Annotated in this window: 25 protein-coding genes; 4 read left to right on the forward strand and 21 right to left on the reverse strand. The window is 35.9% G+C overall.

All coding sequences use genetic code 11. The features are described from left to right. Nucleotides 1-7: 7 nt before the first annotated feature. The 3 genes from hsrA to KDE13_RS01690 are packed head-to-tail and all read left to right on the forward strand — an operon-like array spanning nucleotide 8 to nucleotide 3,443. Nucleotides 8-679 carry a response regulator transcription factor gene (gene hsrA / locus KDE13_RS01680; RefSeq protein WP_212140129.1) on the forward strand — a complete coding sequence of 224 codons (672 nt, stop codon included), beginning with the start codon at nucleotides 8-10 and terminating at the stop codon, nucleotides 677-679. A gap of 38 nt (nucleotides 680-717) precedes the next feature. Further along, on the forward strand, nucleotides 718-1,986 hold the full coding sequence (locus KDE13_RS01685; protein ID WP_212142825.1) for a sensor histidine kinase: 1,269 nt from the start codon (nucleotides 718-720) through the stop codon (nucleotides 1,984-1,986). 8 nt (nucleotides 1,987-1,994) lie between these two features. After that, nucleotides 1,995-3,443, forward strand: a complete 1,449-nt coding sequence (locus KDE13_RS01690) for a Ppx/GppA phosphatase family protein (RefSeq protein WP_212142677.1) — start codon at nucleotides 1,995-1,997, stop codon at nucleotides 3,441-3,443. An 18-nt stretch (nucleotides 3,444-3,461) separates the two neighbouring features. On the opposite strand, the gene KDE13_RS01695 is transcribed toward KDE13_RS01690, so the two are convergent. From KDE13_RS01695 to KDE13_RS01745, 12 genes are all read right to left on the reverse strand, one after another. Continuing rightward, a complete protein-coding gene (locus KDE13_RS01695) occupies nucleotides 3,462-4,319 on the reverse strand; it encodes an excinuclease ABC subunit A (protein WP_212142678.1) in 858 nt (285 codons plus the stop codon). After that, on the reverse strand, nucleotides 4,316-4,642 hold the full coding sequence (gene fliN, locus KDE13_RS01700) for a flagellar motor switch protein FliN (RefSeq protein ID WP_212140126.1): 327 nt from the start codon (nucleotides 4,640-4,642) through the stop codon (nucleotides 4,316-4,318). The genes KDE13_RS01695 and fliN overlap by 4 nt, the downstream gene beginning before the upstream one ends. Beyond that, complete coding sequence (locus tag KDE13_RS01705; RefSeq protein WP_212140125.1) at nucleotides 4,639-5,058, reverse strand: chemotaxis protein CheX; 420 nt, start codon at nucleotides 5,056-5,058, stop codon at nucleotides 4,639-4,641. Before KDE13_RS01705 ends, fliN begins: the two co-directional genes overlap by 4 nt. A 66-nt stretch (nucleotides 5,059-5,124) precedes the next feature. Further along, the gene (gene trpA, locus KDE13_RS01710) at nucleotides 5,125-5,886 is read right to left on the reverse strand and encodes a tryptophan synthase subunit alpha (RefSeq protein ID WP_212142679.1); all 762 of its coding nucleotides are present in this window, start codon (nucleotides 5,884-5,886) and stop codon (nucleotides 5,125-5,127) included. Further along, the gene (gene trpB / locus KDE13_RS01715) at nucleotides 5,879-7,060 is read right to left on the reverse strand and encodes a tryptophan synthase subunit beta (protein ID WP_212142680.1); all 1,182 of its coding nucleotides are present in this window, start codon (nucleotides 7,058-7,060) and stop codon (nucleotides 5,879-5,881) included. Before trpB ends, trpA begins: the two co-directional genes overlap by 8 nt. Before the next feature lie 102 nt (nucleotides 7,061-7,162). Then, entirely contained in the window at nucleotides 7,163-7,330 is a 168-nt protein-coding gene (locus KDE13_RS01720) for a hypothetical protein (RefSeq protein WP_212142681.1), read from the reverse strand. 50 nt (nucleotides 7,331-7,380) lie between these two features. Beyond that, complete coding sequence (locus KDE13_RS01725; RefSeq protein WP_212142682.1) at nucleotides 7,381-8,172, reverse strand: DNA-methyltransferase; 792 nt, start codon at nucleotides 8,170-8,172, stop codon at nucleotides 7,381-7,383. Further along, entirely contained in the window at nucleotides 8,172-8,843 is a 672-nt protein-coding gene (locus KDE13_RS01730; RefSeq protein ID WP_229204324.1) for an HpyAIV family type II restriction enzyme, read from the reverse strand. Before KDE13_RS01730 ends, KDE13_RS01725 begins: the two co-directional genes overlap by 1 nt. Beyond that, a complete protein-coding gene (locus tag KDE13_RS09480; protein ID WP_229204325.1) occupies nucleotides 8,800-8,967 on the reverse strand; it encodes a hypothetical protein in 168 nt (55 codons plus the stop codon). The genes KDE13_RS01730 and KDE13_RS09480 overlap by 44 nt, the downstream gene beginning before the upstream one ends. Further along, nucleotides 8,964-9,563, reverse strand: a complete 600-nt coding sequence (locus KDE13_RS01735; protein WP_212142683.1) for a phosphoribosylanthranilate isomerase — start codon at nucleotides 9,561-9,563, stop codon at nucleotides 8,964-8,966. The genes KDE13_RS09480 and KDE13_RS01735 overlap by 4 nt, the downstream gene beginning before the upstream one ends. Further along, nucleotides 9,560-11,182 carry an anthranilate phosphoribosyltransferase gene (trpD, locus tag KDE13_RS01740; protein WP_212142684.1) on the reverse strand — a complete coding sequence of 541 codons (1,623 nt, stop codon included), beginning with the start codon at nucleotides 11,180-11,182 and terminating at the stop codon, nucleotides 9,560-9,562. Before trpD ends, KDE13_RS01735 begins: the two co-directional genes overlap by 4 nt. Next, a complete protein-coding gene (locus KDE13_RS01745) occupies nucleotides 11,179-12,453 on the reverse strand; it encodes an anthranilate synthase component I family protein (RefSeq protein WP_212142685.1) in 1,275 nt (424 codons plus the stop codon). Before KDE13_RS01745 ends, trpD begins: the two co-directional genes overlap by 4 nt. Before the next feature lie 144 nt (nucleotides 12,454-12,597). Between KDE13_RS01745 and KDE13_RS01750 the strand changes: the two genes are divergently transcribed. Next, nucleotides 12,598-13,341: a sulfite exporter TauE/SafE family protein gene (locus tag KDE13_RS01750; protein WP_212142686.1), complete on the forward strand. Its 744-nt coding sequence runs from the start codon at nucleotides 12,598-12,600 to the stop codon at nucleotides 13,339-13,341. Between the two features lie 402 nt (nucleotides 13,342-13,743). Here the strand turns inward: KDE13_RS01750 and serC are convergent, their stop codons facing one another. From serC to fliF, 9 genes are all read right to left on the reverse strand, one after another. Next, nucleotides 13,744-14,823, reverse strand: coding sequence for a phosphoserine transaminase (gene serC, locus KDE13_RS01755; protein WP_212142687.1), 1,080 nt, complete (start codon nucleotides 14,821-14,823; stop codon nucleotides 13,744-13,746). A gap of 13 nt (nucleotides 14,824-14,836) precedes the next feature. Then, a complete protein-coding gene (gene xseA / locus KDE13_RS01760) occupies nucleotides 14,837-16,003 on the reverse strand; it encodes an exodeoxyribonuclease VII large subunit (RefSeq protein ID WP_212142688.1) in 1,167 nt (388 codons plus the stop codon). Beyond that, nucleotides 15,997-16,713 (reverse strand): bifunctional demethylmenaquinone methyltransferase/2-methoxy-6-polyprenyl-1,4-benzoquinol methylase UbiE, encoded by a 717-nt coding sequence (ubiE, locus tag KDE13_RS01765; RefSeq protein ID WP_212140114.1) that lies wholly within the window; start codon nucleotides 16,711-16,713, stop codon nucleotides 15,997-15,999. The genes xseA and ubiE overlap by 7 nt, the downstream gene beginning before the upstream one ends. A gap of 11 nt (nucleotides 16,714-16,724) precedes the next feature. Beyond that, nucleotides 16,725-18,137, reverse strand: coding sequence for a CYTH and CHAD domain-containing protein (locus KDE13_RS01770; RefSeq protein ID WP_212142689.1), 1,413 nt, complete (start codon nucleotides 18,135-18,137; stop codon nucleotides 16,725-16,727). A gap of 69 nt (nucleotides 18,138-18,206) precedes the next feature. Further along, nucleotides 18,207-18,617: a Fur family transcriptional regulator gene (locus KDE13_RS01775; protein WP_212140112.1), complete on the reverse strand. Its 411-nt coding sequence runs from the start codon at nucleotides 18,615-18,617 to the stop codon at nucleotides 18,207-18,209. A 70-nt stretch (nucleotides 18,618-18,687) separates the two neighbouring features. Continuing rightward, on the reverse strand, nucleotides 18,688-20,523 hold the full coding sequence (gene dxs, locus KDE13_RS01780; protein WP_212142690.1) for a 1-deoxy-D-xylulose-5-phosphate synthase: 1,836 nt from the start codon (nucleotides 20,521-20,523) through the stop codon (nucleotides 18,688-18,690). Then, nucleotides 20,523-21,359: a flagellar assembly protein FliH gene (fliH, locus tag KDE13_RS01785; RefSeq protein ID WP_212140110.1), complete on the reverse strand. Its 837-nt coding sequence runs from the start codon at nucleotides 21,357-21,359 to the stop codon at nucleotides 20,523-20,525. Before fliH ends, dxs begins: the two co-directional genes overlap by 1 nt. Beyond that, nucleotides 21,356-22,387, reverse strand: coding sequence for a flagellar motor switch protein FliG (gene fliG / locus KDE13_RS01790; RefSeq protein ID WP_212140109.1), 1,032 nt, complete (start codon nucleotides 22,385-22,387; stop codon nucleotides 21,356-21,358). Before fliG ends, fliH begins: the two co-directional genes overlap by 4 nt. Beyond that, nucleotides 22,387-24,090, reverse strand: coding sequence for a flagellar basal-body MS-ring/collar protein FliF (gene fliF / locus KDE13_RS01795; protein ID WP_212140108.1), 1,704 nt, complete (start codon nucleotides 24,088-24,090; stop codon nucleotides 22,387-22,389). Before fliF ends, fliG begins: the two co-directional genes overlap by 1 nt. Nucleotides 24,091-24,092: the final 2 nt, after the last annotated feature.

Here is a 24,092-nt window from a genome sequence, read left to right on the forward strand (position 1 = left end):
AAATAAAATGCGTATTTTGATAGTGGAAGACGAAGTGACACTAAATAAAACAATCGGCGAGGGGTTACAAGAATTTGGCTACCAAACTGATAGTTCAGAAAATTTTAAGGACGCTGAATACTACATCGGCATTAGAAATTATGATCTAGTTTTGACCGATTGGATGTTACCAGATGGAGATGGGGTAGATCTTATCAATATAATAAAGCACAAATCACCACGCACTTCCGTTGTCGTACTTTCAGCAAAAGATGACAAAGACAGTGAGATAAAGGCACTTAGAGCTGGTGCTGATGATTATATAAGAAAACCATTTGATTTTGACGTTTTAGTAGCTCGTATAGAAGCTCGTTTAAGATTTGGCGGTACAAATATAATAAAGATAGATGACCTTATCATAAACCCTGACGAAGAAAAAATCACATATCTTGGACGCGATATAGAACTTAAAGGTAAGCCATTTGAGGTATTAACTCACCTTGCTCGCCACTCAGATCAGATTGTCTCAAAAGAGCAACTTTTAGATGCGATTTGGGAAGAACCTGAGCTAGTAACGCCAAATGTCATTGAAGTAGCAATCAATCAAATTCGCCAAAAAATGGATAAACCACTAAATATCTCAACTATAGAAACAGTAAGAAGACGCGGATATAGATTTTGCTTTCCCAAAAAAGCTTAAGAAGTAAATTTATACTACAATTAGCATCAGCATCAATGATGCTAATTGTAGTTATATCGGTGATGTTGTATTATTATATCAAGGTTACCGTTTTTGAAACAGCGGTTCAAGAGCTAAGCTACGAAGCCAAACATATAGAACAAAACATCAATAGTTACAATCCTGAAAATTTAAGCAATTTTATAATCCAAATACCAAACAAAATTCAAACTTCCGTCGAGATAAAACGCGGAGAGCTTGGGCATAAAAATTCATTTTTTAAAGTATTGCAGGAGAATGGAAAGAGTTATACGACACTTACATATCAGTATAATGACAGCGAATATATGGTGCTTAAAAAAGAGACAACTTTGCAACATGATATCGTAGAGCAGATATTTTTAGATATTATAATAGTAAATTCTATAGCCATTTTACTTGTTATATTTTATGCTATGTTTTTATCTAGAATGCTTCTTATACCAATTAAAATTTTAACATCAAAGCTGACAAAAATAGATGAAAAATTTTTAAAAGAGATAGAAGAAGATGAAAAATTCCCAGATGAATTTTCTCCACTTCTTAAAAGTATAAATAAACTTATAACGCGTATACAAACATTTGTTGAGTACCAAAAAGAGCTATTTGTCGGCGTAGCACACGAACTTAAAACTCCACTTGCAGTTATGAAAACAAAGAATGAAGTTACGCTTTTAAAAGATCGTGAAAGTGAGCGTTATATCGAAGCTCTTAAGTCAAACAACGAATCTATAAATAATATGAACGCGATGATAAGCTCGATCCTTGAGATCGGACGACAAGAGGGAGCTCAGTTTGAAGAGCCCATAAGCATAGATATCATCAGCTTTTTACAAAAGCTTGGTAATAATTTTGCTATATTAGCACGTGGTGAGGGTAAAGACATTATACTCTCCCTTGAGCCACGCATTTTAAACTTAAAGATTCAAACTACTCTACTAACTCACGTGATACAAAATTTCGTCCAAAATGCTATAAAATTTTCGCCACAAAGTTCAAATATACTAATAAACTCTTACATAAGTGATGCAAATTTTATCATCGAAGTCATCGATGAGGGCATAGGGATAGATGAAAGTAAAGATCTGTTTGCACCATTTAAACGCTTTGGTGATAAAGGCGGTGCTGGACTTGGGCTATTTCTCGCAAAGGGTGCAGCTCAAGCACTTGGTGGTAGCATAAGTATAAAAAATAGGTGTGACAGAAGCGGCGCTATAGCTACTCTAGTGCTACCAATGAGCCAAAAAAGAGCACAAGCAAAGCGAAATACAAAAAATAAATTTAAATAGGATAAGCAATGGCAAAACGCACAGCCGTCATAGATATCGGCTCAAACTCAATGCGAATGGCAATATTTGAGCGAACATCCCGTTGGGCGTTTTTCATACTTGGTGAATACAAAATGCGTGTTCGTCTTGGTGAAGGCGGTTATGGTAATAATAATGCTATAAGTGAAAAATCTATGCGAAAGGCTTATGATGCACTTAGCGAATTTAAAAGTATCATTAAAAATTATAAATGCAATAAAATTTTATGCGTCGGCACTTCGGCACTTCGTGATGCACCAAACTCAGGCGAATTTATAAAAATGATACAAAAACGCCTAAATATCGGACTCCGTGTGATAGACGGCAAAGCTGAAGCGACATATGGGGCAATCGCCGCCAAAAATTTATTAGCTCCTATTGACGAATGCGTTACTGTTGATATAGGTGGCGGATCAACCGAACTAGCACGGATAAGCAACGGCAAGATAACCCACACACTCTCGCTTGATATCGGCACAGTGCGACTAAAGGAACTATTTTTCGACAATAAAAATACTAAAAATTTATCACTATTTTTAAAAGAGACTATTGCTCAAATCCCAAATGAATTTAAATGTGATAATATCATAGCTATAGGTGGTTCATTGCGTGCAATGTCCTCGGCGATAATGACAAAAGATAGTTATACACTTGATACATTACACGGATTTTTATATAGATTAAATGAACAAAAAAGCTTTTTAGAAAGTATAGCAAATGCAAATGTGCTAGATCTAAATAAATTTCCTATTAAAAAAGATCGATACGATACAATACGCGAAGGAGTGCATATATTTTTATCTATCAGTGCAACACTTGGAGCAAGTAAAGTATTTACTAGTGGTGTTGGTGTAAGAGAGGGCGTATTTTTAAGTGATTTTTTACGACCGAGTTTGAAATTTCCACAAAATTTTAACCCAAGCGTTAAAAGTCTGCAAGATCGCTTCACGCTAACGATAAACAAAACTATCGTTCGATATGCAAAAGAAATTTTTATATCACTTAAAAATTTACATAACTTAGATGACAACTATCTAAACGAACTACTTATAGCTGCGAGACTTTATAATGTCGGCCAGGAGATCGGCTTTTACGGTGATCATAAAAACTCCGCCTACATTATATTAAATGGTCTAAATTTCGGTTTTACCCACGAACAAAAAGCTCTTATCGCAACAATAATTGCAACAAATGGCAAGAAAGTAATATACGAATATGATCGATATAAAAATTTATTACCAAGTCAAGAGTGCATAAGATGGCTAAGCTTTATCTTAGCACTTGCAAAAGCTCTTAATCTCAATTGTGCCGATACAAAACTAAAATTTGAATTTATAAATCATACTTTGCAAATTTATGGTGCTAGAAATTTGATTATGGCAAGGAAAGAGATAAAAAAGATGCCAAAACCAGAAATTTTCGCCATAAGTTTTGTATAAATTTATATAATAGTTGCGTCAATCCTGACTGATCTTATCTTTATAATTATTTAAGCTATTTTGTCGCTCTTTTAAAAATGAGCCTAATTTCTTTTTATTTTCTTCAAAAAATGCAGCAAAATCCTGTTCGTTTTTAATCTTATCCTCTCCAAAGCTATCAAGCATAACATTTGAACTACCTACTAACACAAGATAACGGCGATTTTCATAGCTTAAAAGTACAAGTTTATTTAATCTATCAAGTGGCTTTTCATATATCACAGCAACTTCATTGTTTTTATTTTTCAGTAGCCAGTTTATCGATTTCGTAGTTGTATTTGTCATACCAAATCCACCAAAACTAGCCTGTTTTTTAATAATAAATTTCTTAAACACATACAAAAATACAAGTAAAGCAAGCAATACTGCAAGTACTATAAAGCATCTACCATCTACAAGTGATTCTGAGCTAGTTTGTGTCGCTGAAGATGTTTGTATATTTGCACTAGCTTGCGGTATATTTGCTATATTAGTAGTTGTATTTTTAGGGCTTACACGTATACGAAGTCCAAAACCATCAGTAGTTTTTGATGCATTCACAATGATCGCTTCACGTGAGCGGAGATTTAAAACGAGCGAGTTTTGTTTTGGTTTTATATCAAGCTCTTGCAATATAGAAGAATTTATACTTTTGCTAACTATCTGATCGTAATTTAGAGAATTTAGTATAAGAGAAGTCGTGTTTCGCTCACGCTTTTGAAAGATATTTCCTTCATAAGGTGCATCAAAACTAAGCATAATATCAATACGGTCGGTACGTTCATAGATATTATACGTCAATAAATTTGATGCAAAAATTTGTGATAAAAATAGCAAAAAAACTAGGACGAATTTCATAAAAGCTCTTTTTTAAAGTATTGTATAACCGACTTTGAATCTAAAATTTCATTAATACGGATTGCTAAATTCCGCTCATAAACCATTACTTCGCCCTTGCCAAATATACGGTTGTTGATATATAATTCAACACTTTCACCAGCTGGTTTTTCTAAGTCTATAACCGAACCAGCTTCAAATTTAAGCAACTCATTTATACTAATATTTGTCGTACCAAGCTCTGCTATAAAATCAACACTTATATCCATAAGCTCATCATAGCTTTTAAAAAGTCCCAAATGGTCGTGCGTAAGTGCCTCTTCGGCAGTTATATCTTCACTCATACTTTTTTATAACCTATCTGAAATGTGCGGTTTTTCATCTTGTATATAAAATTCTCATCAAGCTTAACAGGGAATTTGTCAACTTCACCTAAAAATTCAGGCGTACCAAGCTTATATGCCCCACTCTCACGCTCATTTAATAAATTTTTAGCTTTACCAATTATTTGGTTAGCTATCTCTTTGCAAAGATCGTCTAGATCGGCATCCTCGAGATCATCACGATCAAAAAATGCCTTTAAAAATAACTTTAAAGTATTGCGTTTAAAATACAGATAAAAATGAAACTCAGTATTCCCCTTATAAACAGGTATCGCAGCACCGTAAAAGCCTCTACCAAGTCTTGAGCCATTCTCTATCTCAAAGCCCAAAGTATCGACACAAAGATGCCTAGTTGCAGTGTCTATAACCTCTCTCATTCTATGTCCTTAAATTTGAAAATAGCTCTCTTATTATACTTTGCATTTACTAAAAAGGCTATAAATTTAAAAAGGATTTTTAAAAAGATGCTCTATCTCACTCATAAGCTCACTACCGCTAAAATTTGATGTAAGCCTAACAATCTCAGTGCCTATGATCGCACCATCTGCATAAGACTTGACTTTCTTTACATCATCTGCATTTTTGATCCCAAAGCCTACAGCAATAGGCAAGTCACTCTTTTGCTTTAGCTCACTCACAAGCCGTTTTAATCTTTCATCATCAGCCCTTTTTGATCCACTCACACCAATAGCTCCTATAGCATAGATAAACCCTGAACCCATTTTTAAAATTTTGTCACTTCTGTATGCTGATGTGACACTGATAAGTGGCACAAGTGCAATGCTGTAACGACTGCATAAATCAGCTATCTCATCACTCTCCTCACAAGGTAGATCAGGTATGATAAAACCGCTTACGCCAAGCTCAGCACTTCTTTTTATAAATTTCTGGATCCCATAAGCAAAGATAAGATTAAAATAAACTAAAAACACAATCGGTTTACTAAATTTGCCTTGCACCTCACTAAGCATATCAAAGATCGTATCAGTATTTACACCATTTTTCACGGCATTAAAACTAGCCTCGGCGATAAGCTTACCATCTGCTAATGGGTCAGAGTAAGGTAGTCCAAGCTCAAGCAGATCGATACAACTCTTATCTAAATTTAACAAAAACTCCTTTGCATGTTCCACACTAGGATGGGCCGCGACTATGTAACCGATATTTGCCTTTTTGCCTTTAAATGCTGTCGCTATCTTATCCATAAATTTTTCCTTTTTCATAGCTCATTATAGTATTCATATCCTTATCTCCTCTGCCTGAAACATTAACGACGATAGTCTTTTTGCCCCCCAAACTAGAACAAAGCTTGTCTAAAAATGCCAAGGCGTGTGAGCTTTCAATTGCAGGAATAATGCCCTCTAAACGGCTCGTAAGACGCAGGGCATTTATGCACTCATCATCACTTATCGCTTCGTATCTCACTCGCCCTGTATCGTGTAGATGTGCGTGTTGTGGTCCAATGCCTGGATAATCAAGCCCAGCTGATATGCTATGAACCTCTTCAATCATACCATACTCATTTTGTAGCACGATCGTTTTCATGCCATGTATGATGCCTTCACGCCCCTTTGTGAGTGTAGCTGCATGATATGCTGTATCTATGCCAAGCCCAGCCGCCTCAACGCCTATTAAATTTACGCTCTCATCGGTTAAAAATTCGTTAAATATCCCAATAGCATTGCTACCGCCACCGACACAAGCGATAACATAATCAGCCTTTATGCCGTATTCGCCCAGCTGTTGCTTTGTCTCACGTCCAATAATACTCTGAAAGTCTCGCACCATACTAGGATACGGATGTGGTCCTACAGCTGAACCGATGATATAAAAGATATTTTCTATCTCATTTACCCACGCTTGTATCGCCGCAGTAGTCGCCTCTTTAAGTGTTTTTAAGCCATCGTTTATACTTATGACATTTGCACCAAGTAACTCCATACGATAAGCATTTAGTTGCTGACGCTCTACATCTAAAGCACCCATATACACATCACATTCTAGTCCCAAAAGTGCTGCTGCTGTCGCACTCGCTACACCATGTTGACCGGCTCCAGTCTCAGCTAAGACCTTCTTTTTACCCATTTTTTTAGCTAAAAGTGCTTGAGCTAGGGCGTTGTTTATCTTATGGGCTCCTGTATGATTTAAATCCTCTCGTTTTAGATAAATTTCATGTCCGTAATGCTGACTCAAACGCTTTGCGTGATATAGTGGACTTGGACGACCTACATAGTTGCGAAGCAAGTCGTCAAGCTCATCTTGAAATTCCTTTGTTTTAGCGATACTCTCATACGCACTCTCTAGCTCATTTAGAGCAAACATCGCGGTTTCAGGCACAAACTGTCCCCCAAATTTACCAAAATATGCCTTTGCATTCATCATTTTGCCTTTATTAAATTTAATCTATAATTTTCTCTTATTTTATCTATTAAAACTAGTCTATTTTCACGCATAACACACCAAAATTTAAAGCCATTTAGCCTATCTGACTTTGAGTTTTTTTAGCTTTGCGGACAATGTATGCATATCATAAATTTCACCCTTATATGTCAGCCTTCCATCATTATTTAAAATAGCTATAAAATCGCTATTTTTTAGATAAAATTTCTCATTTATTCTGAAAAAGTCAGCATCTATCATCTCACTCATACTCACTTTAGGTGGCTTTATATCAAATTTTGCACGTGCTATGTCGTTATCTATAAAAGTCTCTTTTTCAACTCTATTAAATCCAAATTTACATACTTCTCATCTTGTTCTATGCTGATATACTCGCGTCCAAGTCGCTTTGCAATAGCGGCCGTTGTCATCGTTCCGCCAAATGGATCAAGAACCACATCACCTATCTTAGAACTGATCGCGATCACTCTATAAAGCAAACTTTCAGGCTTTTGTGTTGAATGTAGCTTTTCTCCATTTTCATCTTTAAGACGTTCGTTTCCACTACAAACTGGTATTTTCCAAATTGAACCAAGTTGTCTTCTCTCGCCCTTTTCAAATAGACTTACCTCTATATTTTCATCATTTAACTCTTTTGCTGTTTTATAATTAAATGTAAATTTTGATTTTTTGCTTTTTGTAGCCCAAATTAACGTTTCGTGCGAGTTGTTAAGCCTTGTTCCCATAAAATTTGGGGTTGGATTGCTTTTATGCCAAATCACATCATTTATAAACCAAAATCCAAGCTCTTGCATAACCGCACCTATCGTATAGATACACTGCATACCGCCAATAACCCATATAGAGCCATTTGGCTTTAGAATGCGATAACATTGCTTTAACCAATCTTTTGTAAATTTAACATAGTCATCATTATCTATAAATTTATTATCCCACTCATCATTACAGCCATTAAAATCGCTCCCCTCAGGACGTTTAAGTATGCCTTCTACTCTCATCCAATAAGGTGGATCAGCAAATATAAGATCAATACTACTATCTTTTATTTTTTTAAGTTCAATGAGTGAATCGCCTTGTATTATACTACCCATTATAAACCTTTTAAATTTCTACCAGTTGGAAATAACTCTAATCTAAGCTCTACAAAATCACTATTATCAGATAGTAATTTTTTAATTATTCTTGGATGTCGTCTCTTAATTTCTAATAACGCCATTTTTATTTCATTGCTTGTATCAAAGTCAGGCACATTTAAGATTTCACTACTTCGCTCCATCTTGTTTTGCCTTAAATGAGCTATAAGCTCATCCCAAATATCGACCCTTTCAAATAAATCTTTAAAAATCTCCCTACCATAAAATAGTGAAATATTGACTTTATCATATGTGTTATTTTTTATCTGCTCCGTGTAATATTTTTTATTTTTTGTTAAACTATCATCGCAAAACCACATACCTGCATTTATAAATTTATCTGGATATTTTACTTTAACTGCTTCTATCTTTTTAATAAAATTTAAGCATTGACCACGTTTTTTAGCACTATCGTGATCGTCTCTTACCTTTTGCTCTATCATATAAATTTCATTATTATCAGTAAAAAGCTGATCTAAATTTAAATTTTCTTCATTAAAATTAATACGTTTATCTAAATTTTTATATCCCATTTCTTCTATATATAAAGTAAAAATGTCCTCCATAAAATCACCAAATTTAATCTCAAAACTTTGAGTGATATTTTGTATAAGCTTTGTTTTTTGCATTAGTTGCCCTAAAAAGACCAATGTATCTTTTGGGATTTTCAAGCACGGTTAGCAAAATTTCATAGTTTAAATCATCTCCAAAAATCCGCTCATTTAGTATTTTGCTAAACTCTAAATACGTCACTTTATCATCCTTATTATATTCTCTATTTTTTCTGGCACTTTTATACCATTTTCATTCTCGACCTTTGAGTTTACATCTATAACATATGGCTTAAACTTGATTGCTTCAAGAACATTATCTGCACCGATACCACCAGCAAGAGCAAAGTTAAATTTAATATCTTTTAAAATTTCCCAATCAAATTTTACACCATTTCCGCCGACCTTCTCACCCTTGCAATCAAACATAATCATATCAAAACGCCCACCACTCACATCAGGTAAGACATCGCTCACACTATATACTCGCCAAAGCTCTATACCCATCTGATGCAAATTTGCCATTAAATTTTCACTCACATCATTATAAATTTGCACCACATCAAGCCCTACTGCTTCGCAGATATCAAGCACCTCGCATTCACTTTGCTGAGCAAACACTCCAACACATTTTTTTCCATATTTATGAGCTACATCAGATATGTCACTCCCTATTTGTGGGCTTACTCTTCGTTTGCTTTTAGTAAATATCACCCCTAGATAATCCACATCAAGCAAAGCAACTAATATCGCCTCATCTACACTTTTGATACCACAAATCTTTATAAATGGTTTCACGAGCCACTCTTGCTAATATATTTGCAAAAATACTCATAAACACTGCCACTTTTTATCGCATTTTCTATGATAGGTTTTGCCTCTGCAGGGCTACTTACTACATCTGCTGTATATAATGCAAACATCGCATTTAACAGCACTATATCATATTTTGCACCACGCTCTTCACCTCTAAGTGTGCGACGTAAAATTTCAGCATTTTCATCAGGTGTCCCACCCTCTATCTCACCGTGAAACGCTCGTTTAAAACCAAACTGCTCTGGCGTTATCCTATACTCAAAAATCTTTCCATCTTTTACTTCGTGTATAAGTGTCTCATCGCAAATTGTGATCTCATCCATTCCATCCATACCATGCACGACTATTGCGTGTTTACGTCCGAGTTTCATAAGAGTTTGAGCCATAAGCTCATTGACCTCTTCAAGGTAGTTCCCTGCCATTTGGTATTTTAACCCTAGATTTGGATTGAGTAGTGGGCCTAGCATATTAAAGACAGAGCCTATTTTTAGGCGTTCTCGCACCTCTTTAACCTCTGCTGTAATCTTATGAAACAGTGGTGCGTGAAAAAATGTTAGTCCAGTTTCACGAAGTCTTTTATGGTTTTCCTCTATCGTTTTAGCGATTTCCACACCTAAAGATACTAAAACATCAGAGCTACCACTCTTGCTTGTAATCGCCTTATTGCCGTGTTTTGCGACTTTAACGCCAAGTGAAGCGAGTATAAATGCAGTCGTTGTTGAAATATTTATCGTCTTTAGCTTATCACCACCAGTGCCGACTATGTCAAACATATCGCTTGTGTCAGTGTAGGTTATAGAGTATCTTAAGATATTTCGCACAAATGCTGCCAAGCTATCGGCATATAAGCTTTTTTCACTAATTAGCACAAGTAGACCGGCAAGCTGGACAATATCATACTCCTTGTCATTTATCACCTTACAAATAATCTCATAGTCGTTACTATCAAGAGGAAATCCCTTTTGTAGTTTTGTCATAAATGGAGATAAATTTACTATACCTTGATCTTTTTTATTGCTATTTTGACACTCTTTAACAGTTTTAATATTTAAAAAATTCTCTAAAATTTTCTTACCATATTGCGAAAAATAGCTCTCAGGGTGAAACTGAACACCAAAAACATTGCGATTTTTCTCACGCAAAGCCATTATAACCCCATCATCACTTATCGCTAAGATCTCTAAATTTGATGGCACATCATCAACATAAAGTGAGTGATAACGCATAACTTCAAACTCACTCGGAAGTCCGCTAAAAAGTGGCTCGGTATTTAAAATTTTAATAAGTGAAGTCTTGCCATGAAGTGGAGTTTCAAGCTGCTTGATACTTGCGTTATTTACAAGTCCAATCGCTTGATGTCCTAGACATATCCCAAGTATAGGTACATCTAAATTTGCCTTTAAAATTTCAAGACATACTCCGCTATCACTTGGGTGTTTTGGTCCAGGGCTTAAGATTATTTTGCTTGGACGTAAATTTTTTATCTCATCAATACTTATCTTATCGTTTCTAATACATAAAATCTCTTCATCACTTAGTTCACTAATGTATTGACGCACGTTAAAGACGAAACTATCGTAGTTATCTATCAAAAGTATCACTTAATCTCCTTGCTATTTTTCTTAAATACATTTACTACACTGGCTCTTTTATGACATATTTCAGTGTATTCGCTCTCTGGCACCGAATCATACACAATGCCAGCTCCAGCACCTACAAATACGTCGAATTTATCATCATCAACACTTACAAATACCGCTGAACGTATAAGTATAGCCATCTGCACATCGCCATTAAAATGCAAAAATCCTATGCCACCACCATAGACATTGCGTTTTTGATCTTCTAATTCGCTTATGATCTGCATAGCACGAATTTTGGGCGTCCCACTCAGCGTCCCAGCAGGAAAGATACTGGCTAAAACATCAAATGCATTTAAATTTAATGCGAGTTTACCATAGACTTCGCTGACGATATGCATAACACTCTCATAATACTGAATATGTAAAGGATTTTTAACCACAACACTTTTAGAGCGTGCAACACGACCTATGTCATTACGAGCCAGGTCTATTAGCATTTTATGTTCACTTAGCTCTTTAGTGTCGTTTAAAAGCTCGTTTTTTAAGCGTTCATCTTCATTTGCATCAGCTCCACGTGCTCTTGTTCCAGCGATCGGTGCGACAAAAATTTGCTCTGATTTCATCTCAAAAACCAGCTCAGGAGATGATCCAACCACATCACCATAAGGTGTAGCAAAATGAAACATATATGGGCTTGGATTTGCCACGCTTAGCTTTTTATAAAACTCAAAGCTATCTAAATTTGAGCGAATTTGTAACTGTTTTGAGAGAACAACTTGAAAAATATCACCTGATTTTATATACTCTTTTGCAGCTTTTACTATATCTATAAAATGCTTCTTTTCAGCGTCTAAATCAGTTAAAATTTGATAAAATCTATCCTTTGTCGGCTCATTTTGTGCCTCAAGTGTTTCTAAAAATTTATAATACTTCGTCTCATCTCCATAAAATGTGTAAATTTTACTCATTTTATCAAAGTGTAGATATGCCCTAGCATTAGCATAGATAAATTTTGGAAACTCATAAGCACTTTTTTCGTGTTCGTAAATTTCTTCAAAATAGTGCACTCCTTCATAAGCAAATACACCAAAAAGTCCTGCAAATGGTGCTTTACTGTCCTTTACACATATGTCAAAATACTCCTTAAGCGAGGTCAAATTATACTCATTTGCGTCAATATAATAGCAGTCTATACCGATGATAGCTTGAGTTTTATCCTCTGCAAGATAGCTATTTTTAAATTTTTTTCTTAAATTTTCATAATAAAATAGTGGCTCTTTTAAAAGCATACGCACCTCGTAAATTTTGGATTACCCTATTATAAGTAAAAAAGCTTTTGCATATTCTAAAATTTAAAAAAATTATTAAATTTACACCGATTTTACACAACTTTAAAGCCTTTTTGCTAAAATTTAACTTTCAAAGGATACAAAATGGACGTAACTTTATTCACGCTCGCACCTATCGGCATCGTAGTTGGCTTCATATCTGGATTTTTCGGTATAGGTGGTGGCACGATAGTAGTGCCTGTTATGTTAGCATTTGGCTACAACATAAAAACTGCCATTGGTATCAGCATTATGCAGATGCTTTTTGGTGCGATATTTGGCTCAGTGATGAACTATAAAAATGGACTGCTTAAGCTTGATCGTGGCTTGTATATCGGGCTCGGTGGCTTTGCTGGTGCGAGTTTAAGCGGATATATCATAAGTATAGCTCCTGAGATAGTACTTGAATGTGTATTACTTGGAATATTTTTCTTCTCTATTTTTAGGCTTTATTTTTCACCCGAGAGAGCAGGCGTAGAGAATGGTTCAAATTTATTGCTATTTTTAATCGGCTTTTTTTCAGCAGCCATAGCCCTTAGCGTGGGTATCGGCGGTGCTGTATTTATCACGCCTATTTTAGTTGGATTTTTAGGCTTTGATATGAAAAAGGCAATCTCTATGGGCGTATTTTTCGTAATGCTTGCCTCACTTTCATGCTTTATCTCACTAGCTTATTATAAACACGTTGAGTATTTAGAAGGTTCGCTCTTAGGACTTGGGGCGTTAGTGGGGGTTTATTTTGGCACAAAAATGACTTATAAAACTGATAAAAAGACACTTAAAAAGTGGTTTTTACTGCTTTATGGCGTGATGATATGTTTAATGCTTAAAAAGATATTTTTAGGATAAAATTTATTAAGTAGTCGAAAAATTTAAAAAATTTTATTTTACATAGGCTAAAATAGCACTCTGTCTTTGTCCGTGAGTGCAATAAAATAAAAACTACTTTTTTACCTTGTATTGTTATACCTTTTATATCTACTCACTTAGCAAAATAACCGGACATATAGTGCTTATAACTATTTTTTGATACGCCCAAAACATTTATAAAGATTTAAAAGTTATAGTATTTAAATTTAATTTATAAATTTAAACATAAGAAATGAGGCGAAGTATTTTTAAGGAACATTTTGCTATAACAAAAATACTTCGCTTATTTTAAGATGGTTTTAAATGTTGCAGCATAAATTTAAGTAAGACTAGACATATAAAATTTTAGCTCACTTAAAATATTTACAAGGAAAGCTGTTACTATCCATTCTTTCTAGCAAATTCTCTCATAAACTCAACTAAAGTTTTCACATCTTCTACACTAACCGCATTATATATCGACGCCCTTATACCGCCAAGCAAACGATGACCTTTAAGTCCAAGCATACCAGCTTTTAAAGCTTCTGCGACAAAAATCGGCTCTAGCTCAGTATTTGCAGCAATATTGTAGCTTACATTCATTACTGAGCGACTAGCAATATCTGCATATCCTTTGTAAAAACCATTTGAGCTATCTATCGCATCATAAAGTAGCTTTGCCTTTATGGCATTTCGTGCTTTTATAGCGTCTAATCCTCCTTGATCAAGCAACCACTGCATAGTTAAATTTAGCAGATATATTGCAAATGTAGGCGGTGTATTATAAAGCGACTGAGCGTCTGCGTGAGTCTTATAACGTAAAAATGTCGGCACATTTTTATTCATTATACGATCAGTTAAGTCTTTACGGATTATCACGATAGTTACACCACTTGGTCCTGCATTTTTTTGAGCACCACCGTAAAGTAGTCCAATGTCACTAAAATCAAGTGGCTCTGAGAAAAAATCGCTTGAAGCATCAATTACAAGTGGTGCTTTGCTCTTTGGTAGCTTCTTATACTGAGTGCCGTATATCGTGTTATTTGTACAGATGTAGGCGTAGTCGGCGTCATCACTAAATTTTACATCGGGGATATGAGAAAATTTCTGCTCCTCACTACTAGCAGCAACATGGACATTTATACCCATAGTTTTGGCTTCTTTTATTGCTTTATTCGTCCAAACACCGGTATTTGCATACTCAGCCACGCCACCAAGGTATAAATTCATCGGTATCATCGCAAACTGCAAGTGTGCTCCACCTTGCAAAAATAAAATTTCATACTCATCACCGATGCTATAAAGTCTGCGGATCTTATCCATCGCTCCAAAGTGTATCTCTTCATAAGTTTTTGAGCGGTGACTTATCTCCATTATAGAATATCCCTCACCGCGGTAGTCAGTCAACTCGGCTTTTGCATGTTCTAACACACTTAGTGGTAGTCCTGTTGGCCCTGCACTAAAATTTATTATTCTACTCACATTATCTCCTTTTTTAGCTTGTTATTTTAGCCATTTTACGCGTATTTTGCGATACTAACTCTATATCATCGCCTATTTTCAGACTATCTAGTGTCACCTTTTTACCAGCCACACGAATTTGCGTCAGCTCACTTGTGCTTTCAAAGAATTTACCAGCCGTTTCATATGCACTTTCAAGAGATTTTAAATTTGAACCAAGCTTTAAAATTTTACTTAACAATGCATTTTTATACATCATTCTCATACTGTCTATCTCAGTAAATTTGGTTTGAAGCTTTGCTTTTAACACTTTGTTTGAAAACTTATGCGATAAAAATTCTAACTCATTTTTCTTACTTGTTAGCTTTAAATTTATAGCTCTATCCATCTCATCACAAATGCTATCAATGTATTGAAAATAAGCACCCTCATCAGGTAAAAGCTCCAGCATAGCCGCACTTGGCGTTGGGGCTCTGCGGTCAGCCACAAAGTCGCTGATAACATAGTCTATCTCGTGCCCTATCGCACTTACAATAGGGGTTTTTAACCCAAATATTACCCTAGCTAGACTCTCATCGTTAAAGCACCATAAATCCTCTCTGCTACCGCCACCACGTGCTAAAACTATCACGTCCAAGCCATAGTCATCTGCTTTTATAAGTGCCTTTGTTAGTGAATTTGGTGCATTTTCGCCCTGTGTAAGTGCATCAAATATCAAAATTTCACTAAGTCTCCAACGCTCACGAACGATCTTTAGCATATCCTGCAAAGCTGCCGATGTCACAGAAGTAACTAGTCCAACACGCTTTGGTAAATTTGGTATAGGTTTTTTATGATCTATGTCAAACATTCCCTCACGCTGCAATCGCTCTTTAAGCTGTTTAAACGCAAGCTCTAGCTCGCCCTCGCCATCTGGTCTAAGAGTTGTAACTATGAGCTGGTATGAGCCATTTGCTGTATATAGCGAGACTTTGCCGTATACCACGACTTTCATACCATCGCAGGCATTAAATTTAAGTTTTGCATTATTCATACGATACATCACTGCAGAAATACTAGCACTCTCATCTTTTAGCGTGAAATACCAATGTCCCGAGCCATGCTTTGTCAACCGCGAGATCTCTCCGCTCACCTCAACATAACCAAATGTGCTTTCAAGCAGTGTCTTTACCTGTTCGTTAAGTTGGGCTACACTTAGCACTCAGCCACCTTTCGTGCAATAAATAGAGTTGAAATTTCCATACTAAATCCCTTACAAAGCTCCACTTCAAACCCAACATCACTTAGTTCGGCACAAAATGCTTTAGCGTCTAAGAAATTTTCAATTGAGCTTGGTAGATACTCATATGCCTCTTTATTTTTTGAGATTATACCACCGATGAGTGGGAGAATTTTACTTAGATAAAAGTCTCGCAAAGTAGTTATAAGCCCATTTTTATGGCGTTTTGTAAATTCTAGCACGACAACATAACCACCCATTTTTAGCACTCTGTTAAACTCACGCAAAGCCACTTGACGCTCAACTACATTTCGTATGCCGTAGCTTATGCTTAAAATATGAGCGTAATCGCTTGACAAAGTCGTATTATCCGCATAAGCTTCAATAAATTTAAAATTTGGAAATTTATGTTTAGCTTGAGCGAGCATCCCACTTGATGGATCAACGCCTACTAGCTCGTTTATATTCACTCCAAGTTGCTTAGCCATCTCATCCCAAATACCCATCATATCACCTGTGCCACACGCCACATCTACGATATTTATCTCTTTATCTATAAAACGTTTCAGCATACATTTGCAGCCATATTTACGCCAACTTACATCGACCCCAAGACTCAGCACTCTATTTGCGATGTCATAAGTCGGTGCGATGTCATTAAACATCTGAACTATCTTCTCTTGTTTTTCCAAAACACTGCCTTTTAAATATAATAAATTTTTAAGCTTCGTGATATAATGCGTGAGCTACGCATAAATTTGATGTTCTTTTTCAGTATCTTTTCACGAAGTTTATAAATTTGTCTATAAATTTTATTCTCTATTTTAGCTAAATTTTCGCCAAGTGGCATATTTTTAAGAATTCCTAGCCATATATCGCGGTCTTGTAAATCCCCAAAAAGCTCCTGCATAAATCTAAGTCGTTTACTAAATTTATCAAATTCTTTAATATAAAAAAGATGAGAGAAACTATCATAAACATAGCGAAGTCGTTTTAACTCAATGCGAATCTTATGAAAGCTTTCATTTTCACAACTATCATTTAAACGTGAAATTTGACGCTGAAGGGCTACTAGCTCATTACGCAGTCTCTTTGCAGAAATTTGCACGATACTACTACTGCCAAACTCACCAATATAAAAGCTGCTATCTTCAAGCAAAAATAGCTCCCACTCCTTTAAAAACTCATTTTTTTTATCATCGCTTAAAATCTCTTTAAGTTGCTTACTCTGAACTGCTCTTGCTTGAGTGATAAAAGAAACTATCTCATCGCTATGTTTTTGTTTTTTTAAAAACTGCAAAAATACGTCTAAATCACGCGTTGTATTTGTTAAATTTGCTAAGTTTTTAAACTCATCACTAAAAATTTTAGTGATCTTTTTATCAAAAACGCCATCAAAAGCTTTTAATATTGAGCGTATTTTACGCAAATTTATACGAAACTGATGTAACGCTTCATCATCGTCGCTACTCTCATACTCACTTTTTTTCGCACAAATTTCTTTATAGAGTTTAAAAAATAGCACACGTAAGGCATCCTTGCTTTTTAAATTTTTAGGTAAATTTAGCTCCAAATTAGTGCTATTTCCAAGCACGTCAAAGACTCTTTCTAGCTCAAAACTAGCGTGTGGGTTGCCATAAAGTGCTATGTGTTTGTTTTTGTAGCGTTTATCACAGGTTACATCTATTGCTACAAAATTTAAAAGAAAACTTGGTAGCTGATAATACACCGCTTCTGCTTCGTCTTTAAACTCCACTTCAAAGATGCAAAGTCCATTCAAATCGCCATCAAAAATGTCAATGTTGCAAGGGTTGTTATTTATACGAAAAAGGTAACGATTCTTTGTAATAAGTGATCCTATGCGGTTTTTAAGAGCATCTTTAAACTCACTCTCATCGCACTCGCTCTCATTTTCTTCACGCACCAAATCACTACCAAATTTTATAGTTTTTATAAATTTGCCACTCTCACTACGGTAGCGGATCTCATCGTTTTTTGAAATTTTAGTATAAAACTGAAGTATATTTAGACGTTTAAAGCTCACGCCCTCATTACTTAAAAACTCAATAATATTTTCATTTTTAAGAAGAAATTTACGCTCTATCTCTAAGCCCATGCAACTCTCCTAAAAATTTTCCTATATTCTAGCAAGTTGCGGCTTAAATTTATAGTTTTATCTCAGCTTTTACCTGCAATGCTTACAATTTTTCACAATCGCAACTAAATTTAATCTCTCGATAAAATTGCCTATCTTTTGCTCCAGTTTCTGCTGATACTCTCCTATACTTGCATCGTCGTAGCCAACATCTTCAACGTGTCCACAAGTCTGACAAACTACGTGTATATGTGGATGTTCGTATATATCATATCGAGGTTTTTGATTGGCTACATTTACCTCTATGACTAGCCCTTCGTCTTTTAATGTATTTAAATTTTTATAAACAGTTGCCAAAGATACTGACGGACTCTCTTTTAAAATTTCAGCATAAAGCTCATCTATCGTCGGATGAGTGTGGCGGTCAAGCACCTTTAAAACACTTATACGTTGTGGGGTTACTTTTAGACCTGATTGTTTTAGTAGTGAAACGTATTGCATTATGTTATCCTAATTTTATTTTTAACAATACTATCAGAATTAAATTTAAATTTAGCTTTATTAGATAATATTAATTATCTGTTAATATTTTACTTGCTATCTGTTCTGGTAAAATTCCAAGATGTCGCTCAACATCAACTATCGCTCCGTGCGGTATGAACTCATCGGCATATTCATAGCTTTTCACACTGACATCATAAATTTTCTGCTCTTGCAAAAAGCTACTTAGTATATCTCCCACGCCACCCTTTTTCGCACTATCGCTAAATACATACCAACGTTTATACTTTTTACTTAAATTTAAAAGTAGCTCTTTATCAAGTGGCTTTATAAAGATAAGATCCACAAGTGCTACATCAAGCTCATCTTTTATAAGCTTTCTTACTGCATTTGCTCTTCCTACACCATTACCATAGCCTATCAAAGCTACATTGCTATTAGCATCTAGTAAAATTTCTCCCTTAGCAAAACGTATCTCGTCTACTCCAAACTCACTATCATTAAGTAAAAATGCTCCACGTGGGTATCTAAATGCACTAACACCGCGATACTCATAAGCAAATTCCATTATTTTTTTCATACTAATTTCACTTCTGGGTGCAAACATCACGACATTTGGTATGGCATTAAAAAAACTTATGTCAAATGCTCCTTGGTGCGTCTCGCCGTCCTCTCCCACGATCCCCGCCCTATCCATCGCAAATGTGATATTTAAATTTAAAATACAAGCATCGTGTATGAGCTGATCATATGCTCGTTGCATAAATGTTGAGTATATAGTAACAAATGGCTTAAAGCCCTCTTTTGCCATAGCTGACATTGAGGTTACTGCGTGTTGCTCTGCGATCGCCACATCCCAAAATCTCTCAGGATACTTAGCTATTAACGCATCAAGCCCGGTACCTGTGGGCATTGCAGCGGTAACTCCTACTATGTCGTTATGAGCCTCTGCCATTTTAAGTAGATGTTGGCTATATATTGCCGTGGCCGATTTTACTGATTGCTTTTTTATAAATTCTCCACTTTTTATATCAAATGGACCGACTCCATGCCAACCAGCATAATGACCTTCAGCATACTCATAGCCCTTGCCCTTAAGTGTTTGAGCATGTAAAATCACAGGTTTACCCATCGCCTTTGCCGTTTGCATCGTGCTAATGAGCGAACTTATATCGTGTCCATCAACTGGGCCAATGTATTCAAGTCCAAGTTCTTCAAAGAACATTCCAGGAGTAATAAGCCGTATGCCCTCCTCCATCCTACGAGCCATATACGCCGCAGAGTCAGGCATATAGCTTAAAAATTTATCCACTCTACTTTTAAAATTTTGATAAAACTGCCCTGCCATCATCTGACTAAGATATTTACTCAAAGCCCCTATTGGACGGCTAATACTCATCTCATTATCGTTTAGGATTATCACACATGGGTATTTGCGATCTCCTAGCTCATTTAACGCCTCATAAGCCATACCACCACTTAACGATCCATCGCCTATCACCGCAACTGGTATGCGATCTTCCCCTTTTAGCCTTATAGCCTTTCCTGCACCAACAGCTAACGAGATCGATGTAGAACTATGTCCTGCGACAAAATAATCATACTCGCTCTCACATGGCTTTGTATAGCCACTTATGCCGCCAAATTTACGCAACGTATCAAAGCTCTCCCAACGTCCACTTAATAGTTTATGCGCGTAGCTTTGGTGACTGACATCAAATATAAACGGATCTTTTCGCACATCAAATACATAGTGCATAGCAACGATGATCTCGACTGCACCGATGTTTGAGCTAAGGTGTCCGCCATTTTTACTAACTACTTGAAGAATTCTCTCTCGTAGATTATGGCAGAGTTTTTCAAGTCCTTTTATGTCTAAATTTTTTAAATTCTCAAATTTCTGCATTACTCGCCAACCAAATTTTTAAGCTTCTCAAAACGCGTTTGTATCGTTGCATCGATATTTCCAGCTTCGCTAATTATAACAACTCCACCTTTTCCGACAGCATCATCTGCGATAATCTTTATGTGTTCTTGCTTGTCAAACTGAATTTTGAGGTATTCGCTATCGCTTGGATTTACTCTGATTTGTATATTTCTTGCATCATTTAGATCACGCACAAGCGAACTTGCCAAGGTATAAGCGATAGCATTTGAGTTTGCTGATATCTCTTTTAATATCACCTCTTTTGCGATACCAACAGCTGCGATACTTAGCTCATCTTCACTACGTTTTAAAAACTCATCAAATTTGTTATATTCATCATCAAGTTTTGCTATGCTTGAAACAAAACGCGTCTCAAGCTCTTTAAATTTTATCTCATACTCACTACTAGTTTGTGCTATACCTTCAGCTTTTCCATCATCTTTGGCTCGTGCGACCTCAGCTTCAAGACGTCTATTAAACTCGCTCTCTTGATTTTCTATCTGCATTTGTAGTTTTACGATATTTTCACTTAATTCATCTGTCTTTTTAAGTAGCTCTTCGACAAAATTTACATCAAAACTGCTAAAATCTCTAGCTTGATTACTTTGATTTTGCTCTGAACTTTGACTTTGTTCTAGCTGATTTTGGATAAAATTTGAAGTACTATCTTGCTCGACTTTATCCGTAGAATTTTCATTTAAAGCCACTTTATCTCTATGATCATCTACTCGTTGTTCGCTGCCAAGCACTTTAAATCGATAATTTTCAATAAAATGTGCCGATGATGTTTCGTTTGTAATTACGCTACTTTTCATTCTATCATCTCATCCGCTTCGCCAACTTGGAATATACCTTGGTTCGCCAACTCTTGTACCACTTCTACAATACGACGTTGTGCCTCTTCAACATCTTTAACACGCACTGCCCCCAAATAGCCCATCTCCTCTTTGAAAGCATCAGCCGCACGTTGAGACATATTAGTATAAAATTTATCTTTTATGCCATCACTTGCACCTTTAAATGCTACCATAAGATCCTTTTTGTCAACATTTTTAAGGATTTCTCTAATAGCATTTGCATTAAGATTGACAATATCTTCAAATGTAAACATAAGCTCTTTAATGGTTGTTGCAAGTTTATCATCACTTTCTTCAATACGCTCAATAGTCGCCTTGCTAGCTTTTTGCCCAAGTCTATTAAGCACCTCTGCCACCGCTCTAGGACCACCAACTTCAACCTTATAAGAGGTAAGACTTTCTAGCTTACCTTCAAGCACTGTTGAGACACGCTTTATCACAGATGGACTTATATCTCCTAGATTTGCCATACGTATAACGACCTCGCTTCTAAGCTCATCTGAAAAATAACTAAGTGTCTCAGCCGCACTTGTGGCATCCATATGCGCTAATATAAGTGCTATCGTCTGCGGATGCTCTTTAATGATAAAATCAGCAAGTTGTTGTGGCTTTATCTTAGCAAGATATCCAAAACTCTTTGTATTTTCCATACTTTTAGCAAGTTTATCTAAAATTTTCTGTGCAGTCTCTGGTCCAAACGTGCGGTAAAGTATCTCTTTTGCATACTCTAAACCACCACTTCTCATATATTGATTTGACTGCATAAGAGCATAAAATTCTTCAAGTATAGCTGCTGCTACATTTTTATCTATATTTTTAGCCGTTGCAATATATCCTGAAATATCGGTAATAACATCAACATCCATATGTGAAAATATAAGGCTAGTTGCCTCTTCGCCTAGCTGGATAAGCAGTATGGCGATCTTTTCTGGCATCGAAAGATCATCGTAGATTATCTTTTGCTGTTCGGTTAGCTTTATTGACATTAAATTTCCTTACGCATATTAAAGTCGCTATCATTTTTAACCATATCTTGAAGCAGCGTTGCAATCTCTTCGTTGCGTTCGACAACTATCGTTTTCATCTTCTCAAGCAATACATCATACCTAAGCTCATCTTCGTTAAAGTCTCCGCTTATGCCAAGCTGCTCCTCGACTTTTTTGCGTGCTGCTTTAAATTTTTCAAGCGTATCTTCAGTATCCATCTCAATATCTTCAAGCTGATCTTGTAAAATCTGCTCATCATCTTCTTGAGTTTGCTCGATCATCTTTTGCATAAATATTAAGATTACTTTTTTATAGAATAGATATAGTAAAAATGCAGCAAAAATATACTTAAATATCGGCATAAAAGGCATTAAATAAGTTTGCATAAAGCTATCTACTTTTTGAGTTGTACTAATACTATCGTTTAATTTAAACTCAAAATTATCAAGTGTTACCTCATCGCCACGCTGTGCATTATAACCTATGGCTTGGCGTATTAAATTTGTTATAGAGTCTTTTTGAACTTGAGTAAGCGGCACATATTCAAGCTCACCTGTATCGTTACCATTTTCATCTTTTTTATTTTGGTATGAGCCATCAACAACTACAGCAGCACTTACTCGCACAATCGATGCAAACTGCCCTTTGACACTTGTAACTTTCTTTGAAATTTCATAATTTGTCTGCTGCGAGCTTTTGTTGTATTGCTCTTTTATATTATTATCTCCAAGCCCTTGCACTGGACCTATGTTACTCACCGCACCAGGGACACCTTGAATTTCATTTGGAGAACTGCCTTGTCGCTTCTCTTCGATATTACTTTCGCTTCGCACTACGTTATTTGGGTCATAAATTTCACTTTGTATGTCTTTTTTATCAAAGTCAAAATCTATATTTACTTTCGCCACCACTCTATCTGCACCGCCTACGATAGGAGTTAAGACATTGATTATTTTTTGTTCATAGTTATTTTCAAATTCACGTTTGTAGCGAATTTGTTGTGCTATCATATCACTATCAAACTCACCATCCTCTTCACCTAAAGCTATGCCATCTTGATTTACTATTTTTACATTTTCAGCATTTAAGTTTGTAACAGCTGCAGCGACGAGGTTTTTGATACCAAAAATTTGCTTTGCATTTAGGCTAACACCTGGTTTTAGCTCAACAACTATAGACGCAGTCGGTGGTGACTGACGCTCAGTAAAGACCGTCTCTTTCGGTATCGCTATACGCACGATCGCTTTTTGTATAGATGATAGACTCTCGATAGTTCGGGCCAGCTCTCCTTCTAATGCACGTTGATATTTTACGCGTTGCTCGGCGTCTGTCGCACCAAACTCCTGCTTATCAAAAATTTCAAAGCCTATCTTGCTCTCTTTTGGGATTCCTAGTGTAGCAACAGCTATACGCTCCTTATAAACATCGCTAGTTGGCACAAGTATAGTGCCTTCATTTGCAAGTTTATAGCTCACACCATCTTTATTTAATTGATCAACTATTAAAGCAGAATCGCTTGGATTTATATTTTCAAACAATACGCTATAACCAGCATAACCATCACTCTTCATATCTTTATAAATGCTTAAAAATACTAAAAAACCAACGACTACGACTACGGAGCTAGCCGCAACTAGCTTTTGCTTTAATGTAAGCTTTTGAAAAATTTGACTTATCTGTTGAAGTAACGCCTTAAAATCCATAT

This window comes from Campylobacter anatolicus (assembly GCF_018145655.1).
Taxonomy (GTDB): Bacteria; Campylobacterota; Campylobacteria; order Campylobacterales; family Campylobacteraceae; genus Campylobacter_A; species Campylobacter_A anatolicus.

What these genes read in the sequence shown, in the direction of transcription:
- fliH (WP_212140110.1), bottom strand. Translation starts at nt 21,359, where the DNA reads ATGAAAAGTAGCGTAATTACAAACGAAACATCATCGGCACATTTTATT.
- fliF (WP_212140108.1), bottom strand. Translation starts at nt 24,090, where the DNA reads ATGGATTTTAAGGCGTTACTTCAACAGATAAGTCAAATTTTTCAAAAG.
- KDE13_RS01770 (WP_212142689.1), bottom strand. Translation starts at nt 18,137, where the DNA reads ATGGGCTTAGAGATAGAGCGTAAATTTCTTCTTAAAAATGAAAATATT.
- KDE13_RS01775 (WP_212140112.1), bottom strand. Translation starts at nt 18,617, where the DNA reads ATGCAATACGTTTCACTACTAAAACAATCAGGTCTAAAAGTAACCCCA.
- KDE13_RS01690 (WP_212142677.1), top strand. Translation starts at nt 1,995, where the DNA reads ATGGCAAAACGCACAGCCGTCATAGATATCGGCTCAAACTCAATGCGA.
- fliN (WP_212140126.1), bottom strand. Translation starts at nt 4,642, where the DNA reads ATGAGTGAAGATATAACTGCCGAAGAGGCACTTACGCACGACCATTTG.
- KDE13_RS01695 (WP_212142678.1), bottom strand. Translation starts at nt 4,319, where the DNA reads ATGAAATTCGTCCTAGTTTTTTTGCTATTTTTATCACAAATTTTTGCA.
- KDE13_RS01705 (WP_212140125.1), bottom strand. Translation starts at nt 5,058, where the DNA reads ATGAGAGAGGTTATAGACACTGCAACTAGGCATCTTTGTGTCGATACT.
- trpB (WP_212142680.1), bottom strand. Translation starts at nt 7,060, where the DNA reads ATGAATGCAAAGGCATATTTTGGTAAATTTGGGGGACAGTTTGTGCCT.
- dxs (WP_212142690.1), bottom strand. Translation starts at nt 20,523, where the DNA reads ATGCAGAAATTTGAGAATTTAAAAAATTTAGACATAAAAGGACTTGAA.
- KDE13_RS01750 (WP_212142686.1), top strand. Translation starts at nt 12,598, where the DNA reads ATGGACGTAACTTTATTCACGCTCGCACCTATCGGCATCGTAGTTGGC.
- trpA (WP_212142679.1), bottom strand. Translation starts at nt 5,886, where the DNA reads ATGGATAAGATAGCGACAGCATTTAAAGGCAAAAAGGCAAATATCGGT.
- KDE13_RS01725 (WP_212142682.1), bottom strand. Translation starts at nt 8,172, where the DNA reads ATGGGTAGTATAATACAAGGCGATTCACTCATTGAACTTAAAAAAATA.
- KDE13_RS01745 (WP_212142685.1), bottom strand. Translation starts at nt 12,453, where the DNA reads ATGCTTTTAAAAGAGCCACTATTTTATTATGAAAATTTAAGAAAAAAA.
- KDE13_RS01720 (WP_212142681.1), bottom strand. Translation starts at nt 7,330, where the DNA reads ATGAGTGAGATGATAGATGCTGACTTTTTCAGAATAAATGAGAAATTT.
- KDE13_RS01730 (WP_229204324.1), bottom strand. Translation starts at nt 8,843, where the DNA reads ATGCAAAAAACAAAGCTTATACAAAATATCACTCAAAGTTTTGAGATT.
- KDE13_RS01685 (WP_212142825.1), top strand. Translation starts at nt 718, where the DNA reads ATGCTAATTGTAGTTATATCGGTGATGTTGTATTATTATATCAAGGTT.
- fliG (WP_212140109.1), bottom strand. Translation starts at nt 22,387, where the DNA reads ATGTCAATAAAGCTAACCGAACAGCAAAAGATAATCTACGATGATCTT.
- hsrA (WP_212140129.1), top strand. Translation starts at nt 8, where the DNA reads ATGCGTATTTTGATAGTGGAAGACGAAGTGACACTAAATAAAACAATC.